At 51.7% G+C, this 17,999-nt stretch carries 10 protein-coding genes and 1 pseudogene; 2 read left to right on the top strand and 9 right to left on the bottom strand.

The annotated features are described in order from the left end of the window. The first annotated feature begins 78 nt into the window (after nt 1-78). Nucleotides 79-2,076, top strand: coding sequence for a diguanylate cyclase domain-containing protein (locus VPK24_RS08030; protein ID WP_393011985.1), 1,998 nt, complete (start codon nt 79-81; stop codon nt 2,074-2,076). A gap of 212 nt (nt 2,077-2,288) precedes the next feature. Here VPK24_RS08030 and VPK24_RS08025 read toward each other — a convergent pair whose 3' ends face one another. The 5 genes from VPK24_RS08025 to hrcA form a co-directional block, all read right to left on the bottom strand. Next, nucleotides 2,289-2,621, bottom strand: coding sequence for a rhodanese-like domain-containing protein (locus tag VPK24_RS08025; protein ID WP_190530690.1), 333 nt, complete (start codon nt 2,619-2,621; stop codon nt 2,289-2,291). 134 nt (nt 2,622-2,755) lie between these two features. Beyond that, complete coding sequence (locus tag VPK24_RS08020; RefSeq protein WP_393011982.1) at nt 2,756-2,932, bottom strand: hypothetical protein; 177 nt, start codon at nt 2,930-2,932, stop codon at nt 2,756-2,758. A 172-nt stretch (nt 2,933-3,104) separates the two neighbouring features. Continuing rightward, complete coding sequence (locus tag VPK24_RS08015) at nt 3,105-4,529, bottom strand: NADP-dependent isocitrate dehydrogenase (protein ID WP_393011980.1); 1,425 nt, start codon at nt 4,527-4,529, stop codon at nt 3,105-3,107. Nucleotides 4,530-4,732: 203 nt separating this feature from the next. Then, nucleotides 4,733-5,686, bottom strand: coding sequence for a ribonuclease Z (locus VPK24_RS08010; protein ID WP_393012133.1), 954 nt, complete (start codon nt 5,684-5,686; stop codon nt 4,733-4,735). A gap of 145 nt (nt 5,687-5,831) precedes the next feature. After that, the gene (gene hrcA / locus VPK24_RS08005) at nt 5,832-6,962 is read right to left on the bottom strand and encodes a heat-inducible transcriptional repressor HrcA (RefSeq protein WP_393011978.1); all 1,131 of its coding nucleotides are present in this window, start codon (nt 6,960-6,962) and stop codon (nt 5,832-5,834) included. A 375-nt stretch (nt 6,963-7,337) separates the two neighbouring features. Between hrcA and dacB the strand changes: the two genes are divergently transcribed. Further along, entirely contained in the window at nt 7,338-8,912 is a 1,575-nt protein-coding gene (gene dacB, locus VPK24_RS08000; protein ID WP_393011976.1) for a D-alanyl-D-alanine carboxypeptidase/D-alanyl-D-alanine endopeptidase, read from the top strand. Nucleotides 8,913-8,954: 42 nt separating this feature from the next. On the opposite strand, the gene VPK24_RS07995 is transcribed toward dacB, so the two are convergent. From VPK24_RS07995 to VPK24_RS07980, 4 genes and pseudogenes are all read right to left on the bottom strand, one after another. Next, nucleotides 8,955-10,157, bottom strand: a complete 1,203-nt coding sequence (locus VPK24_RS07995; protein WP_393011974.1) for a glutathione S-transferase family protein — start codon at nt 10,155-10,157, stop codon at nt 8,955-8,957. 400 nt (nt 10,158-10,557) lie between these two features. Further along, nucleotides 10,558-14,793, bottom strand: a complete 4,236-nt coding sequence (locus VPK24_RS07990; RefSeq protein WP_393011972.1) for a PAS domain-containing protein — start codon at nt 14,791-14,793, stop codon at nt 10,558-10,560. Between the two features lie 632 nt (nt 14,794-15,425). Then, entirely contained in the window at nt 15,426-17,186 is a 1,761-nt protein-coding gene (locus VPK24_RS07985; RefSeq protein WP_393011970.1) for a glycosyltransferase family 39 protein, read from the bottom strand. A gap of 709 nt (nt 17,187-17,895) precedes the next feature. After that, nucleotides 17,896-17,999 (bottom strand): annotated as a pseudogene (locus VPK24_RS07980) (IS5/IS1182 family transposase); the annotation flags it as partial.

The following is a 17,999-nucleotide window of genomic DNA, read 5'->3' as shown; positions in this document are numbered from 1 at the left end:
GATCGAGGTCATTTGAGGTCAGTCATGCTATGCCACTCACGATCGCGCGGCCACAGGATCTAGGAGGTTAATTCAGCGGTGGGGGACTCAGCGATTGAAGTGCTGGTCGTGGAAGACAATCCCACGGATGCGCGATTATTAGAGATGATTTTGGCGAAGGTGACGACCCAAGGGTTTCGTTGGCGAAGGGTCGATCGCCTGAGCGATGCCCTGACGCTGCTGAATCAACGGCGGTACGATATTGTGCTGTTGGATTTGGCCCTGCCGGACAGCTACGGGTTGGATACGATTCGGCGGGTGCGATCGGCGGTGGCCGATGTGCCGATCGTGGTGCTGACGGGGTTGGATGACGAGGCGATCGGGTTGGCTTCCTTGCGCGAAGGGGCCCAAGACTACCTCTTAAAAGATGAATTGCGGCCAAATTTGCTGTCGCGGGCCATGCGCTATGCGATCGAGCGACAACAAATTTTGGATGACCTGCGCCACAACCGCGAAGAATTGCAACGGCAGGAGTCGTTTTTGCGGGCAATTGTTGACGCGAACCCAAACTTTATTTTTGTGAAGGATGAACGGGGGCGATTCACCCTGGTGAATGAGGCTTTGGCGACCTTTTATAACACAACACCGGGACGAATGCTGGGCAAAACAGAAGCGGAACTGAGCGGAAACACGGCCCAGGTGCAACATAGCCAGCGAGAGGAAGAATCGATTATTGAAACCATGCAAGAAAAATATATTGCCCAAGAACCGCGCCGCAGCTCAACGGGCGAAGTGCGTTGGTTTCAAACCATTAAAAAGCCCTTGATGTTGCCCAATTCAACCCAACGGCAACTGCTGGGTGTGATTACGGATATTACGGAACGGCAACAGGCGGAGGCCCTGCTGTGGCAACAGGCGGAACGGGAACAACTCCTGAGCCAAGTGACCCAGCAAATTCGCCGATCGCTAGATTTGGGGGAAATTCTGCAAACGACGGTGCAGACGGTGCGCGAAGTGTTGGGGGTGGATCAAACAGCCATCTATCGTCACTTGACTCCGGCGGGGATGGCGAGTCGATCGGACTCTGACCCACCCAGCACCCATGCGCTGGAACTGTCAGCAATGAATTGCCGCGATGCCGCTCGCCCAGTCTGTGGCAGCGAGGCGGTGACCGACGGGGCGGGCCTGGAGCGGTTGCTCTACCTCGTAAAGCATGAGCTCTGGGAGGTGGAGGATGTGCTGGTGGACGATCGTTGGCCGGCGGCTTATCGGGATGCCATTGCCCAGGCGGGGGTGCGTGCCATCTTGGCCGTGCCCATTTTGCGAGGGGAAGCGGTGCCGGTGTTGCCGCTGAAAATGGACGATCGCCCAGAGGGCGGGGCCACCACGGGACATCCGCCTAATCCGCTTGGAGATGATCAGTGGGGACTATTGGTGGTGTATCAGTGGCACGAACCCCACAGTTGGCAAGCCTGGGAAATTGAGTTTTTGAAGCAGTTGGCCGGCCAACTGGCGATCGCGATTCAACAGGCGGAGTTATATCGACGGTTGGAGTTGGCCAACCGAAAGTTGGAGCGACTGGCTACGTTGGATGGCCTGACGGGCATTTCCAACCGCCGCAGTTTCGATGAGGCCCTGGCCCGAGAGTGGCAAAGGGCCTTGCGCCAACAATCGCCCCTGGCGATTTTGGTGGGCGATATTGATTCGTTCAAAACCTATAACGATCGCTATGGCCATTTGGCGGGGGATGATTGTCTGCGCCAGGTGGCCCGCTCGATCGCCCAGGCCGTGAAGCGATCAACGGATCTCACATTTCGCTATGGCGGGGAAGAATTCGCGGTAATTTTGCCGGAAACCCACATCGACGGAGCCATGATAGTTGCTAATGGCATTCTCGAAACCATTCGCGATTTGCAAATTCCCCATGCCTATTCGCCTGTGGCTTCGATCGTGACCCTGAGCTTAGGGGCCGCCAGTCTGATTCCGCGTGCCAATTTAGATCCCTCGGCGCTGGTGGCCGCAGCTGACTTGGCCCTGTTTGAGGCTAAAACCCGTGGTCGCAACCGAGCTTGCCCGAGCGGTGAGTTGTCCCACTGAGTTCTGTGGTGTGGGATCAACTCAGATCACATCAGTTAACTTGAGCAATTTCAGCAACTTTCAGATCACACCAGTTAACTTTAGTCACTTCACTTCAGCCAATTTCAGCAACTTTCAGATCACGTCACTTCACTTCAGTGAATTTCAGCAAACAATCAGCAAACCAATTGCGATCTGTTTAGTTGAGAGACCTCAGTAACTCCAAAGAAAACCTAGTAAAGGGGCACTGAGCGATCGATCTCTAGGGCATAGGCATGAATACCGCCTGTGATATTTTTCACGACTTGACAACCCTTCCCCTCTAGCCACTGACACATTTGAGCCGATCGTAACCCGTGGTGACAGATCACCCAGGTTTCCTGATTAAAGTTCAGGATCGATTCGATCATGGTGCTCCATTGCTCATATTCACTCAGAGGCAAATTAATAAATCCAGGGAGTTGCGACAAGGCCAATTCTTGGGGTTCCCGCACATCCACCAGTTGCACCAGTCCCGTCGGTTCGCGTAAATAGGCTGCTAAATCTTGCACAGTCACGGTATCCATTAGCATTCGTTCCAAATCACGCTTCTGTTCAAAAGGAGTGAAAAACCGCAGCAAACTGCGATTACTTGAATTTGATCGAGATTGGCCGAGAAGAAGCCCCTGTGAAGGGAGTCTTCATCACCATAGCCCGACTTTTAAAGACTGGCGACTAATTGTATAAACCAGAACTTAACAGCATTTTTTGCAGACACTTCGGCCAATTTCAAAAAATTGTAAACAGCAAGCCACTTTGGGATTAACTCAATTTGGGCGATGAAGTCATGGTTTATACCATCGATCAGCATTAAGTAATCGCCATCAAAAATCGCCATTAAAGCCAGTCAGCCAGGCATGGCCATGACTGACCAGCAATTATTTAGGGAAATTGGTTGAGAGCCGATCGAGCCGGGGCCAAGGTCAGCCCTTCCACAGCACAGCGGGTGATGAACCCACTGTTTTAGACTGTTTTAGGTAGGAGGGTTTGGCCCCTTGGCCCATCAAGCCCTAGTCGAAGTTTTTGATGATGGCGCTAGCAAATTCCGAGCACTTCAGCGGCGGATTGACAGGCGGCTCCATCTGTCGAGCCAGATCGTAGGTCACTTCTCGCTGTTCGATCGACTTGGCCAAACCGGTCTTAATCAGATCGGCCGCCTCTTGCCAGCCCATGAATTCCAACATCATTACGCCAGACAAAATCACCGATCCCGGATTCACTTGATCCAATCCGGCATACTTGGGCGCAGTGCCGTGGGTGGCTTCAAAAATGGCTGCGTTGTCACCAATGTTAGCCCCCGGAGCCATGCCCAAACCGCCCGCGATCGCGGCGGCCGCATCGGACAAATAATCGCCATTCAGGTTCATGGTCGCCAGAATTGAATATTCATCGGGGCGAATTTGAATCTGTTGGAAAATGTTGTCAGCGATGCGATCATTGACCATCACTTTTTCCTTCCATTGGCCGTTGCCGTGGCTGTCCCAAATTGCTTCCAAAACTTCGCGCACTTCTTGGCAAATGGCTTCCCGCTTTTCGGCGGGGTAGCTGTCATAGCCGGGATCAATCAGCTTGGCGTTGTCCTCGATCGACAGGCTAGGATTCTTCTCTTTATTGCTCAGAATCCACGACTCCCGCTCAGTCACGCATTCGGCACGAAATTCACCGGTTGCCACCGCATAGCCCCAATCCCGGAAGGCTCCTTCGGTGTATTTCATGATGTTGCCCTTGTGAACCAAGGTCACGGCCTGTTTATTTTTGGGCAACCGCAGGGCGTTTTGAATTGCCCGACGGACTAGGCGCTGGGAACCGGTGATGCTGATGGGTTTGATGCTGATGCCGGAATCTAACCGAATCTGTTTATTTTTCAGTTCCGGAGTTTCGGGAATCAGTTGATTGTTCAGAAAATCAATCAATTGATCGCAGCCAGGAGTGCCTTGTTTCCACTCAATGCCGAGGTAAATATCTTCGGTGTTTTCCCGATAGATAATCACGTCCAGTTTTTCGGGGCTTTTGTGGGGAGAAGGCGTGCCGTTGTAATACTTACAGGGACGAACACAGGCGTAGAGATCAAAAATTTGCCGCAGGGCTACATTGAGCGATCGAATGCCGCCGCCAACGGGAGTCGTGAGGGGGCCTTTAATCGCCATGCCATATTCCCGAATGGCCGTGAGGGTGTCTTCGGGGAGATATTGATAGGTTCCGTAGACTTCACAGGCTTCGTCGCCCGCATAGACCTTGAACCAGGAGATTTTGCGCTGACCACCGTAGGCTTGTTCGATCGCCGCATCAAGCACGCGCTGGCTGGCGGGCCAAAGGTCAATGCCCGTGCCATCGCCGCGAATGAAGGGAACGATCGGGTTGTCGGGGACGATCGGTTGACCGTTTTCAAAGCGAATTTTTTCACCGACGGTGGGGGGCGTAATCTTGTCGTACATGGTTGCGCGAAAAACGGATTGGGGTAACTATACCGTGCGACTCGCAATTCGGCGGGTCATGGCGCACAGACTCGATCGATCGGAGACATCGCCCATCGATCGGTTGATCAGCATTGATCGGCACTGGTCGGCATTGATCGATGTTGTGAATCAGTGTTCATCGATGTTGTGAATCAGTATTAATGGGCCCCGGGCTGATTGGCCTAAGCCGAGGCCAGGTCGATCGCCCGGCGGCGGGGCACTTCATAGCTCCAAAAGTCCTTGGCCATTTCCGTGTTGGGAAAAATCATTCGGGCCTCGTTCAACAAATCGTGAAAGTCGATCGCGTTGCCCGGGGCGTAGCGGGGGCTGAAGTGCGTGATGATTAGGGTTTTGACCTGCGCCGCCAAGGCCACTTGGGCGGCCATGGTGGTGGTGGAATGGAGCCGCTCAAAGGCCAATTGTGAATCCGCGTGGGCAAAGGTCGCCTCGTGGATCAGCACATCGGCATCCTGGGCTAGCTCAATCGATCGCTCACAAAAAATCGTGTCGGTGCAATAAACCCATTTGCGTCCTGGTTCCGGCGGCGCACAGAGGGTTTGGCCGTCAATTGTGCGGCCGTCGGGCAGGGTGACGGTTTCGCCGCGCTTCAGGCGGCCATAAACCGGCCCGGCGGGAATTTCCAGGGCCCGAGCTTTTTCAATATCAAATCGGCCGGGGCGATCTTTTTCCGTGACTGCGTAACCATAGGCCGGAACCCGGTGCTCCAGCAGTTGGCAATGCACCGTGAATTCGTCGTCTTCAAAGATTTTGCCCGGTTCCACGGTGTGGACTTTGACGGGAAAAGAAAACCGGGTTTGGGAATAGCGCTGACAGGCTTTGAGATAGTCCGAGAGGCCGGCGGGCCCATAGAGATCGATCGGGTGAGGTTGCCCCGCCAAGCCAGAACTGGCCAACAATCCCATCAACCCAAAGATATGATCCCCATGCATGTGGGTGATGAAAATGCGGGTGATTTGGCTCGATCGCACTTCACTGCGCAAAAGCTGATGTTGCGTGCCTTCGCCGCAGTCAAATAACCAAGCTTCGGCCCGCTGAGGCAACCGCAACACCAAACTGGAAACGTTGCGCGATCGGGTCGGTACGCCAGAACTCGTGCCCAAAAACGTCACTTCCAAGATGGTTGCTGCTCCTGCGAATCGATCGCCCTTATCTTGCCACGGGCGGGGCCGTTCGTTGCACCCGGAAGCGCCCCGGTCGATCGGGTCTGGCAACCACTCCCATTTCGTATCTCAAGGGCTGATGCCCATGGCTTGGGGGCGGTTAACTGGCACTGTCGGGGTTGCCGATCGCCGGGTGGTAGCGACTTGCTAGCAGTTCCGATCCTGATGCGCCCATGACCTCGGATAGATAGTCGGCAGTGGCCCCCACGGCGGCGATCGCCCGATCGTAGTCCAGCCGAGTCGGACCCAAAATGCCCACACTGCCAAGGGGCGATAGGCCGTTGCCGTAGAGGGAAGAAATGAGCGTGTAACCCTGAATGGGTTCCCAGGGGTTTTCCATGCCAATGCGGATGCGCACCCGGCGCTCATCTTCTGGCTCATCAAAAATCAGCGACCACAGTCGATCCTGTTCCGCTTCCAGCAGATGAATCAGGGTTTGCACCTGTTGCAGCTCCGAAAACTCCGGTTGGCGCAACACCTCCGACACGCCGCTAATCAAAATTCGGGTGGCGATCGGGGTTTGGGCCCGGCGCGCCAAATGAATCAAGGCTTCTCGCAGGGCTTGGCCCCGGCGATCGAACTCCCGGCCCAGCTCATCCCAATCCAAATGGGCCACGGCCAAGAGGGAGTGATCCCGCAGGCGAGCATCCAAGAAGTTCGACAGAATCACCAACTCCCGCTCCAGGGTTTCTGGATCCGGTAGGGGAGCCTCTTCGGTGTTCGGTAAGGGCACGATCGCGGAGTGGCTTTGGTAATCATCCGTCACCACCAACACCATCACCCGATCGACCTCCATGGGCAGCAGTCGCACGTGGCGCACCTGAACCGTGCGGGTTTGGGGCAAGGCGATCGCCGCAATGCAACCGCTGAGGCGAGCCAACAATTGGGCCGCTCCCTTCAGCAACACTTCCAAGTGGGGCGACGAAGCATCCAGGCGATCGCTCAGGAGCTGATTTACCTTTTGAGCTGTGCGATCGGACGGGACAGCGCAACGATCGACATAGACCCGATAGCCCGAGTCCGATGGGACGCGCCCGGCTGACGTGTGGGGTTGGTAGAGCAAGCCGGCCTTTTCCAAGGCCCCCATGGCATTTCGCACCGTCGCCGGACTCGCATCCAGTTGATATTCTTCCACCAGCACCTTTGACCCCACCGGCTCGGCCGTGGAGATGTAGTGACGGATGGTGGCGAACAAAATGCGCTCTTGGCGTTCGGTGAGCTGAAACTCCATAAATTAGGAAAAATCGAAAACGGCGATCAGTTGGATGGGGCAATGAAAACGGGGGGCGCGATCGGGTTGATCGCCCTGGCAGAATGGCTACCAATGAGACCGGGCGGATCGATCGCCTAGCACTGGGCAGGCGGTTCAGAAGCTCGACTGCCTCCTATTGTAGGGGGCGGCGGCGGGAGCAATCTGTCATAGCTGCAACTTAGATCTGAATTGGATCTGGATTGGATCTGGATTGGATCTGAATTAGGACTTGACTAGGCGTTGAGTTAAAGCTGAGTTGAAGCTGAAGCCCGGTGCGCGAATTGCAGTCTAATGGACGGTTAACGAGCGTTTTCAAGCGAACATTACCAATCAATCTTGTCAATAAACATCGTCATGGACGATCGAATCAAGGGACGCTGGGCTGCTCAAGGGTTGGCGGCGATCGGGGCGATCGGGCTGTTGGGGGCTGGAGTTGCCGGGGCCACGGAGCCAGCCCAACCCCGTTGCTTGGCGGACTTGCCCTCCGCGATCGCCCAGTGGCAACAGGATCCCCGCTGGGCCCGATCACACTGGGGATTCTTGGCCCGCACCTTGGATCCTGCCAATCCCCAAACCTTGATTCAGGGGCAAGCTCAGCAATTTTTTGTGCCGGCCTCCAATGCCAAGTTGTTTTCCACGGCGGCGGCCCTGGCGGTGTTGGGCCCCGAGTTTCGATCGCCCACGCGGGCCTATTGGCGACCCAAAAGCGCTACCCAACCCCGGCCCGCTTGGTGGATTGTGCCCGGTGGTGACCCCACCATCACCCACCAACAACTCCAGGCTTGGGCCGATCGCCTAGCGACGTTGCACCCGCCCACGGAGGCGCTGGATGTGGTGGTGTTCGATCGCTCAGAAACTCCGCCCAGTTGGGAATGGGATGATTTGACCTATGGTTATGCTCCCGTGGTGAACCGGGCCATGGTCGATCGCAACGCCGTTTCCTTGACCTTTCGCCCTCAGTTTTTGGACGGTGCGCCGAGTTTGGAAGTGCAAACCCAAGAGCCAGTGGAAGGGTTGTTGAATTGGTTTCAGCCTCGGGGATTTCAGGCTTTGCCGGCCGACGCGGAACCCACCTGGCAATTGCAACGCGATCGACAAACGGGATTGATTCTGTTCACTGGGGGGCTGCCCATGGGCACATCGGCCCAAGCGGAAGTGGCCCATCCCCGACCGGGCCAACAATTCGCTTGGCTCATTGCCGATCGCCTGTCGGAGCAATTTTTGCGCCAGGTGCGATCGCGCCCGTTGGCGGCCCCGCCACTACCGCCACCCGTGAATTGGCAGCGATCACCCCTGGAAGTGGCCCCCCTGCCTGCCCCTGCCTACGATCGGTTTCGGAATCCGCCCGTTGTCCCGATCGTGAATCTGCGGAATCCGCCCACGCCCTTGGGACAGCCCACGGCGGAACTGGCATCGGCCAATCTGGCAGCGGTGATCAGCCAGGTGAACCAAGCCAGCGATAACTTGGGGGCGGAGGCCCTGTTGCGTTGGTTGGATCCCGATCGCCCCATGGATCGGCTCACAACCGTCTTGACTGATTTGGGTTTGGATCCAACGGCCTATCGGCTGGTGGACGGTGCGGGCCTGTCGCGCCAAAACCTGGTTAGCCCCGAGGCGATCGTGCAACTGCTGACGATCATGGCTCGATCGCCCCATGCCCAGGTTTACGAAAATTCCCTGCCGATCGCGGGGGAAACCGGCACGTTGGCCAACCGCTTTCGGGACACTCCCCTAGCGGGCCAGTTACGCGCCAAAACCGGTACGCTGACCGGCGTGGCGGCCCTGTCTGGCTACCTGAATCATCCTGAGTGGGGGCCCGTGGCCTTCAGTTTGATGATTGACCATGCCAACACCCCCACCCGTGACTTGCGGGCCGCGCTGGATCAGGTGGTGCTGTGGCTGTATGGGGCGCGATCGTGTGCCAACTGAGCCATTCCCAACCGCCCTCGATCGATACCTCAGCATCGATCCTCAGCGCAAGAAATTCGCTGGATCCTGATCGCGGCGGTGCTTGGTGGGAATCGGTGGCCCCTGGCGATCGCCCGCCAAAGCCGCCGTCGCCTCCAGGGCTTCACGCAGATATTTCGCCGCATAAATCGACATATCCCGAGGCACGCTGATTCGATCGCGTAGATATCGCAACGCCACATCCGACCCCGACGGCGGCACACAAACCTCACCCGTCATCATCCGCGTCAGGGCACAGCGCAACGCCTGATCCACCAACTCATCGTGACTGGGATTCACCCGAATTAAGTTCGCCCGATGCTTCAAAACCCGAAACAGCGCCTCCGATCGGGCTGTGTCTGGCTCCTCATAGGTTGCGTCCGGCAAGCCCAACCAAGGGCCATGATCCACCTTGGTTTGATTGATCGCAGTTTGTGGATCTTGGTTTTCCCAACAGCCGCCCATTTGTGGCGGCAAATCATGGGCGTGGGTGTGAAAATCGCTTTGGGTTCCGCGATAGGTCGATCGAGTTTCCATCGCCGCAAACCAATCTTTTAAACGGGGATTTTCGTCCCGTAATGAATAGCCTTTGTAGTAAAACAAGCTGGCATTCATCCGCTCCACATAGGGCGTGAAAATCACATCTGCCGTACTGAATTGATCTAAAAAATAAGGCCCAGAAGTTGCCGCCAAGGCCGCCTCAACGGAGGTCACCACCTCCAGAAATTGCCGCCGATTTCGAGCCTCCTGCTGCTCAGACAAGGTTGGATAGCAAAGCCAGGAACACCAAGCCCGAAACAACAATCGTTCCAAACGGCGCAAAGGCAACACCAGCGCCGACTCCATGCCATAGACCAATGGCCCAAATGCTTGTTCCAAAGCCAGCAAAATATCATCACTTTCTGTGATCAAATACCCATCTAGTTCCAGGGCTGGCAACATGCCCGAGGGCACTTTTTGCTTATACCACTGCTCCTTTTGGCCGTAGCAAAACATCGTGACCTTTTCGATGCGGTAAGGAATTTGCTTTTCCTCTAGCCAAAGCCAAACCTTTTGGCAATAGGGACACCAAGCATGGTGATCGCGATAGAGCGTGACGCGGGGTTCAGCATCCGGTTGCCCAAATAGTCGCAATTTTGCCTGGGAGTTGGTGGGCCCATGGACTAAGTTCGGTTGCCATTGGGTCAGCGCTGCTAAATCAGTCCAAGATAGGGGGGCAAGGGTCATGGTTGGTGATGTAGCAAGCCTATTCAAGGTTTCATTCAGTTCTAGATTAGGATATGCAGCCCGGTTTGATAACGTGAAACATACCCAAATTCAACTTTGGGCTTTTTAAATATTTGCTGAATTTGCTGAAAAGAGGTCTGAGAGGGATCTTTTAGTGCGGGTCAAGCATCAATTATCGTAGGGGCAAGGAGCTGAAGCATCTTATCTATGTTGATTGCTAAGACACACAGAGAGAAACTTTGGCTCTTCAGACATCCTTTTAGGTATTGGTAACTGAGCCTTTGCCACAGCCCCTTGGTTTTGCTCTAGAGGCTTGATTCCAGATCTTTAATTCCAGGTTTCAACTCCAGGTTTCAACTCCAGATTCTTAACTCCAGATTCTTAACTCCAGGTTTTTGGGTTATTGCTTTAATAACTCTTGGATCATGTTAGTCAATTGCTTGAGTTTCACGGGCTTATTCAAGTAGGCGGTAGCTCCCGCTTGTAAGCACCGTTCCTGATCGCCTGCCATGGCGAGGGCCGTTAAGGCAATGATCGGCAAGGATTGAAAGTCAGGATCTTGGCGAATTTGAGCGATGGCGGTCAGCCCGTCCATTTCTGGCATTTGGATATCCATTAACACCAAAGCGGGTTGGTGCGATCGCACCATTTCGATAGCTTCTCGGCCATTTTGGGCCGATAGAATCTGATAGTTTTGTGCCTTTAGATAGCTGGAAATGGTCATGATGTTGGCTTCGTTATCTTCCGCCAACAAAATCAATGGCTGACCGGTTTCAATCGCCTGTAGGTCAATTAATTGGGTTCCATTGCAGTCAGGCAGTGAGCTATGGAGTCCCGGGGCTATTTCAGAAGAACTGGGCAATCGCGCTGGCCCCTTTGACCAACAGGGCAAATACACCTGAAAACAACTGCCCTGGCCCACTTCGCTTCTGACGCTGACCCGACCGCCATGCAATTCAGTGATGCGCTTCACCAGCGCTAAGCCTAGACCTGTGCCTGCATATTGGCGGCTGAGGCGGCTGTCGATTTGTACGAAAGATTGGAACAGTTTTGATAGGTTTTCTGGCGCAATGCCAATGCCTGTGTCGCGAACGGTGAAGCAAATTTGGGCCGGTCGAAAATCTGAATAGGAACTTTGGGAGCTTGACGATTGGGAACCTGAAGCTTGTGGGTTGGAAGTTTGCGGGTTGCAAGTTTCAAGCGATGCTGAAATGGATGTTGAGATCGGTTCTCGATCGAGCGGTTCATAGGGTGGTTTTTGCGGTGCTTCTTCCATCATCACCACCAGCTCAACGGCCCCAGAATCCGGCGTGAATTTGACCGCATTGCTCAACAAGTTAATTAAAACCTGCCGCATCCGTCGCCCATCCACTTGAATCGACAAATCTCGCAGATTTTCAGCGATCGAGGCTTTCAGGGAAATCTTTTTCTGCGAAGCTAACTGCTTCACAAAAGCTAAACTGTTTTCGCACAGATCCCAGACCGAAACCAAATCTAAATCCAATTCCAAGCGATTGGCTTCAATTTTCGACAAATCCAGAATATCGTTAATCAGCTCCAGCAAATGCCGTCCACTTTTTTCAATGGTGGCAACGGCCTTCGTTTGCTCTGGTGTAATTGGTTCAAAGATATCTTCCTGCAAACTTTCCGACATGCCCAAAATGGCATTAAGAGGCGTTCTTAGCTCATGGCTCATGCTAGCCAAAAATTCATCCTTGAGTCTAGTGGCCCGCTCCAGTTGTGCATTGGTTTGCTTGAGGGCTTCTTCGGTGTCCTTGCGATCGCTGATATCGGCAAAGTAGCCCACCAGCTCTAGGGGCTTGCCTTGGGCATCGTAAACCACCCGAAATTCATCATGCAGCCAACAATAGTCACCATTGTGCTTCAAGAATCGATATTCGCGAACATGATATTTTAGATCTTTTAAGTTGTGTAGGCTGTCGAGAACATAAGTCAAATCCTCCGGATGAATATGCTCTAGCCAAAAGGCATGATTATTCAAAAATTCTTCCTTGGGATAGCCCAAAATTGATTCAATGTTGCGGCTAACAAAGGTAAATTGATAATTTTTGCCTAATTGACAAGTGTAAATAATCGCTGGGTTGGACGAAAGAACAAATTCCAATCGTTCCTTTAGTGATTGATTTTCATGCTCTGCTTGTTTATGTTCAGTGATGTCATAGTTAACCCCAACCATGCGCAAAGGTTGATGATTGGTGTCGTGCTCAATGATGGCAAAGCACTGCACAAACCGTTGCTCCCCACTGGGGCGATTAATGCGAAGCTCCAGGTTTAATTCCTCTTGATAGTTCATGGAGCACTGCTTCAAGGCTTCCATCGCCATGGCATCTTCTGGGTGTAAGCAGTTCAGCCAATCTTGGTAAGTGGGATTGCGATCAGAGTTATGCCAGCCATAGATTTCACGAATTCGCTGATCCCATTGAACTTCATCTTGAAAGTTCCATTCCCATGTCCCGATCGCTGCCGATTGCAACGCCAAGGCCAAACGATTAGAAAGACTAGTTAGCTGTGCTTCCGTGTGTTTTTGATGACTAATATCCCGACAGACACAAATTAAAGTGCCATCTTCGGACAGTGTGAGAGATAGCCCTTCATAGAACGTGCTGCCATCTTTGCGCCGGGCGATCGCCTCTCCTTGCCAGGAGCGATCGCGCTGGAGCTGGGGCAAAATATGCTGCTCAAATCGTTCAGTTTCTGGAGGGTCATAGAACCGTTGCCAAGGCTGACCGATGAGTTCTTCAACCCGATCAAAACCAAGCAAATTGGCATGGGCTTGGTTTGCATAGGTCAACTGACCATTTTCGATGAGAGCAATGCCATCAATGGCAGCTTCCATCATTGCCAGTTGTCGCTGAATGGCTTTTTCAGCTTCTTTGCGGGATGTGATGTTTACCGAAATTCCACAAAGACCGTAGGGCTGCCAGTCCCGATCGAGCAACAAAAACTTATTCGACAAAAACGTATAGAGTTTGCCATTAATTTCCACCTCTTCTTCATATTGCTGAAAACGACCAAGCCGATAGACCTCATTGTCATTTTCATCCAGAATTTTTGCTAATTCTGGCTCAAACAGGTCTTGGTTTGTCTTACCTAAAATCTCGCGCTTGGTACAGCTAAAAAACTTCAAGAACGATCGATTAACCAAAGTGTGACGACCCTGAAGATCTTTAACATAAATAACAGCAGGTGCAAAATCAATAATTGCTTGTAATCGGGCTTCGCTGTCCTGCAAGGCAGCGGTTCGCTGTTCCACCCGCTCTTCTAGCTCTTGGTTTAAGCGCGCCAAGGCCCGCACCGCCAGTTCCCGTTCTTTGAACAGGGCAATCGCAGCCGCAACGGAACTGAGGGGATTAATTTCGATCGTATCCCACAAATCTGGAGCGACGCGATCGAACCCAACAAATCCAAAAAATTGGCCATCCACCATCAAGGGCAGCATCAAAACCGCCGCCACCTCTGGTGCAATTAAAGACTGCAATTCCGATTGCAAAAAATCAGAAACTAAGCTGTTAATTGACTGCCCCTGAGTCAGCCGAGAAAGGCAATGGCTTGACTCAGGGTTGCAACGCAAGTTCTGAAATTTGGGATTATTGAGCTGAGGTTGGATACCAGGGCGGCACCATTCTCCATGTTGGCTAATGAGAGAATTGCCAAACCGATCCTGATGCTTTTCAAACACATAGATCCGATCGGCTCCGGCAATTGGGCCCAAAATTTCCAAAATTATTTGATAGATATTCTGATCCGTGTGGTTGGATAAAAGCTGCTTTTGGATCTCAACAATTGCGGTTAGATAACGCTCCCGTTTGCTGAGCAAGGATTCAGATTCTTTGCGCTCTGTAATATCTAGATGTGTTCCTGTGATCCGCAGAGGACGACCCGTTGCATCGCGCTCAACAACTTTGCCCCTTGCTAGCACCCAAACCCAGTGCCCCGATCGATGGCGCATTCGCAATTCACATTCATAGGCGCTGGTTTGATTCTGAAAATGGCTGTCCAACGCCGAGACTGCCTTCGGCCAATCTTCAGGGTGGGTGTATTTTTGCCAGGTTCCTAATTGAATGGGGGTCAGTTCTTCGAGGGTGTAGCCAATCATCTCAGCCCAACGTTCGTTGAGAGTGACCTCGCCGCGATCGATAAACCAATCCCACAATCCCAACCCTGAACTTTCGATCGCCAATTGCAACCGCTCTTGAACTGCTTCTAATTGGGATGCCCCTAAGCGTTGTTCCCTGCGAATTTGGACTTCGCGAATTTCGCGACGGATCACTTCCGGGAGACGGGTTGTATTTCCCTTAACAAAACAGTCCACCGCGCCCGCCTGCATGAGGTCAACGGCTAGACTATCCTCGATCGCCTCTGAAATAACAATCAGCGGTATATCACGTTTGGATGATTGCAAGATTTTAAGCACATCGAAGGCACTTAATCCAGGATTTTGATGATTAGAAATAATTAAATCCCATGACTGTTTCGCCAAAGCGATTTGTAATTGCTTGGTGTTTTTAACCCACTTCCAACTTAAATTAAAGTGATGATGATAGAGTTCTCGAATAATCGATAAAACATCCTCATCTGAGGCTTGAAACAATAGCAAGCTGAGAATAGGCTTCATGACTACTAATTCCTTGGAAGTTTAATTCCTTGAAAGATTATGCAACTATCAGCGCCTTACTATCTTTAAGAAAATGAGTCGATCGTCGTCATTTGAGATTCAAGTTTTTTCACCGATTTTTTCCTGGATCCGCTGCTGCTGACTGGAACAGCCCAAGAGTTCTGCAAATCTAGGGCAAAGGAGTTGTATCAATTCTCGCTGATAATTTTATCAAAGTGGCTATCAATTTCCATTTAATCGTTATTTCCGTGATAGCAAAGAGCTTTTTTATACATTACGAGGCAGTTGAATTCGAGGGCGATCCGAATCGAAAAAAACAAAGAACAAACTGAGCACCTTCTCCATTGTGGACTAAATGGTAGTCGATCGCATAGAAGCTTCCTGCAACGCTCTAAATTTGTTCTAGCACTAATTCACCTCCTTGGGTTTAATTATCTTTCAAAATTACTGATAACTAACTAGACAGGCGACACAGGCTGAATCCGGTAAATTTCCCCTTAACCTGATGCTGCTGGGTCGGATCAATCCCAATGAATTTCGATTTGTCTGGATGGGTCGGAATGGATCGAGATTCATTGAGACTGATCGAGTTTGATCGTGCTCAATCAAGATTTGGTCAGTTGAAAGCCCATTTAAGGAAGCAAGGAATTGCGCTGTGCCGAATCCAGCCAAAGCTGAGCCTGTTCGTTCAGGGGAGATAAATAGGGATAGATGGTGTTGGTTTGAAATTGGCGATCGAGCTGCCAGCCAGAACGTTGCAGTCGATCGCGCACCTCAAGGGAACTGCGAAACAACAGAAGATCATAATTGGGGGGCACATTCACAGGTGATTGAGCATGTATAAATTGCATCACGACCCGAGAATTGAGGTGATAGCTGAGGGAGAACATGCGCGGCATGGTGTCGTAAGCAATAATCCAAGGTGATTCATAGTCCTTGATGACTTGAGCCAAGGGAGGAATTGCATAGCTCCCTTGTTTGTTCCACCAAGTATTGGCAGTCAGAATCATGGCGCAAGAACTGCCACCTGCAGTCAAAAGTATAGCCAAAAGGCTATAGGCAATGAGCCGCCGATGCATGTGATGAATGCTCTGATCAATGTTCTGCTTGATGAACAAAAATTTGGATGAATGATGAGCTTGCTGATCAGGACGATCGGGAATTGTTTTTGACAATAACAGCGTTGACAAATAGCCCGTAATGGTCAGTTGCAAGCCCAGATAACAAGGCGCAAGATAGCGAATAATGGTCGATCGAAATCCTCCTTGACTGAGATCTAAAATCACCAATGCCAAGCCCTGCGATCCCATCATTGCCCACAACAACAACCGACTCAACAGCGGTTGACGATAAGCCAAGTTCCAAAAACTGATGGCCACCAAAATTGCAATACCCAAGACAGTTGCCTGAGCTGCGATCGGGTTGCTCAAAATCTGTCCTGTTGGCTCCCAATCTGCAAATGGTCGGGCCAAATTCAGCCACCAGTTATAAAGCAATGTGTTGAAAGAAACGGCTTGGGCAGTGAATCCATTGGTGCGAGAAATGGTGCTGAGATTTTGGAGGGTGGCAACGATCCAAGGCAAAAATAAAACACCAGCACTGAAGGTACTGATTCCAAAGGATTGCCATTGCCTGGGCAGTGGAGCTGGGGGGGAATTTGCTAGAGCAACCTGCTCGGTTATTGCGGATGGATTGGCCGCAGAAGATGATCGAGTGAGAGTAGATTGATCAGCCGAAACAGACTGACTCGATCGCCAGAGCCAATAGGTTGCAACCAAGCAATATCCCCCAGCAATTAAGACTGAAAACAGATGGGTATAGAGCAACAGAGTGAGCGACAAGCTCCAACCAACCCAAGCCCAAGCACCACCCGTTCTGAGTGCCCGCAAAAGTAGCCAACCGGAGAGAGCAATCATGGCTGCCCAAAGGCCATACTCCCGCATTTCTTGGGCATAAAGTAAGTGAAATGGCGATAGGGAAACCATGGCCGCCGCAATCCAGCCAGCCAATTGACTACCAAACAATTCCACAGCAATGCCGGCCGATGCTGGAATCAGCAAAAGGCTACAAAAAGCTGCAAAAGCGCGTTTTGTGCCCAATTCACTGCCTAAAATTTGTTCCCAAACCCTGGCGAATATATAGAAAAAAGGAGGGTGTTGAGGATCGTCTTCCGCGAGCGATCGAATGGTGTCATTCATCGATCGCTGTGCATGGGGTTGCTGATAGGTGGCTTGCAGTTCAGCCACAGTGCGAGGGCGCTCATCCAGCAGTTCCCTGTTGACTTCCGCGAGGGTGTAGCCCGCAATCCGAAAGGAGGTGAATACTTCATCACCCCAATACACTTTCGTTTCGAGATGGCTAAATCGGAGAACAACCCCTACACCAACCAGCATGGCTAAAATCCATGTGAGCCAACGATTACCCCAAGGTTGTTTGCTTCGGGTCACGATCGTTTCTTGTGTCATTGATTTTGAACTTTTGTTAAGTAAAAACCACAACCAGGCGATCGCCCAATGAAATTTCAGGGAGATCTCCATTGCTTTTTAAGCTGACCTGTGATGTTTTTACTTGTGACTGTGTTGATTTGTGAATGTGCTGACTGATGAATCGCAAATATTCACCAATGTATGGATAGAGATTGTCAAACTGATTTTTGACTGTGGAGGCTGTGTTTTATCATCGGTAGCCTTGCATCTTATAACTTTCGGTTACCCATCGAATCATTTTTTGGAGCTTGTTATTGATTTCGAGGATCGATTATTTTAGATAATCAATTAAAAAATAAAAGCTAATTAGTCTAAGAGGATGTCTGAAAAGCCAAAATTGCTACTCTGTCCGCTCCAGTGATCGACGTAGACAAGGGGTTTAGGGTGTGTCGTCAAACTAGCCTGAAACCTTGATTCCGTCGTTGGCAGATCGTGGGGGACAAGATGCTCAGGCCCCTTGCTACAACGACTGGGACATGGAAAGTCAATCGTTTCCGCCTGATCCTAGGAAATGACGACAGGCCCTAAGCCCCTTGCCCCCACAATTATTGGTGCTTGGCACGGGCCAAAAGATACTTTTCAAACATCCTCTAAGAGCTGATTTATAAATCAATTATTAAGCATCTAGAGCAGCCAATCTTCTCACCATCAAATGCATTAAGCAGCCATAGATCATCCCTTCACTCGTCTCCGAATACAACTCATAGTCCTTGCTCAATC

The sequence above is a fragment of the Limnothrix redekei LRLZ20PSL1 genome, assembly GCF_043235035.1.
Classification (GTDB): Bacteria; Cyanobacteriota; Cyanobacteriia; order CACIAM-69d; family CACIAM-69d; genus CACIAM-69d.
This window is presented reverse-complemented; position numbering and strand designations above follow the sequence as displayed.

Coding starts and splice junctions, on each gene's coding strand:
- VPK24_RS08025 (WP_190530690.1), bottom strand. CDS start 2,621: ATGGATACCGTGACTGTGCAAGATTTAGCAGCCTATTTACGCGAACCG.
- VPK24_RS08020 (WP_393011982.1), bottom strand. CDS start 2,932: ATGGCGATTTTTGATGGCGATTACTTAATGCTGATCGATGGTATAAAC.
- VPK24_RS08015 (WP_393011980.1), bottom strand. CDS start 4,529: ATGTACGACAAGATTACGCCCCCCACCGTCGGTGAAAAAATTCGCTTT.
- hrcA (WP_393011978.1), bottom strand. CDS start 6,962: ATGGAGTTTCAGCTCACCGAACGCCAAGAGCGCATTTTGTTCGCCACC.
- dacB (WP_393011976.1), top strand. CDS start 7,338: ATGGACGATCGAATCAAGGGACGCTGGGCTGCTCAAGGGTTGGCGGCG.
- VPK24_RS07995 (WP_393011974.1), bottom strand. CDS start 10,157: ATGACCCTTGCCCCCCTATCTTGGACTGATTTAGCAGCGCTGACCCAA.
- VPK24_RS07990 (WP_393011972.1), bottom strand. CDS start 14,793: ATGAAGCCTATTCTCAGCTTGCTATTGTTTCAAGCCTCAGATGAGGAT.
- VPK24_RS07985 (WP_393011970.1), bottom strand. CDS start 17,186: ATGCTGGTTGGTGTAGGGGTTGTTCTCCGATTTAGCCATCTCGAAACG.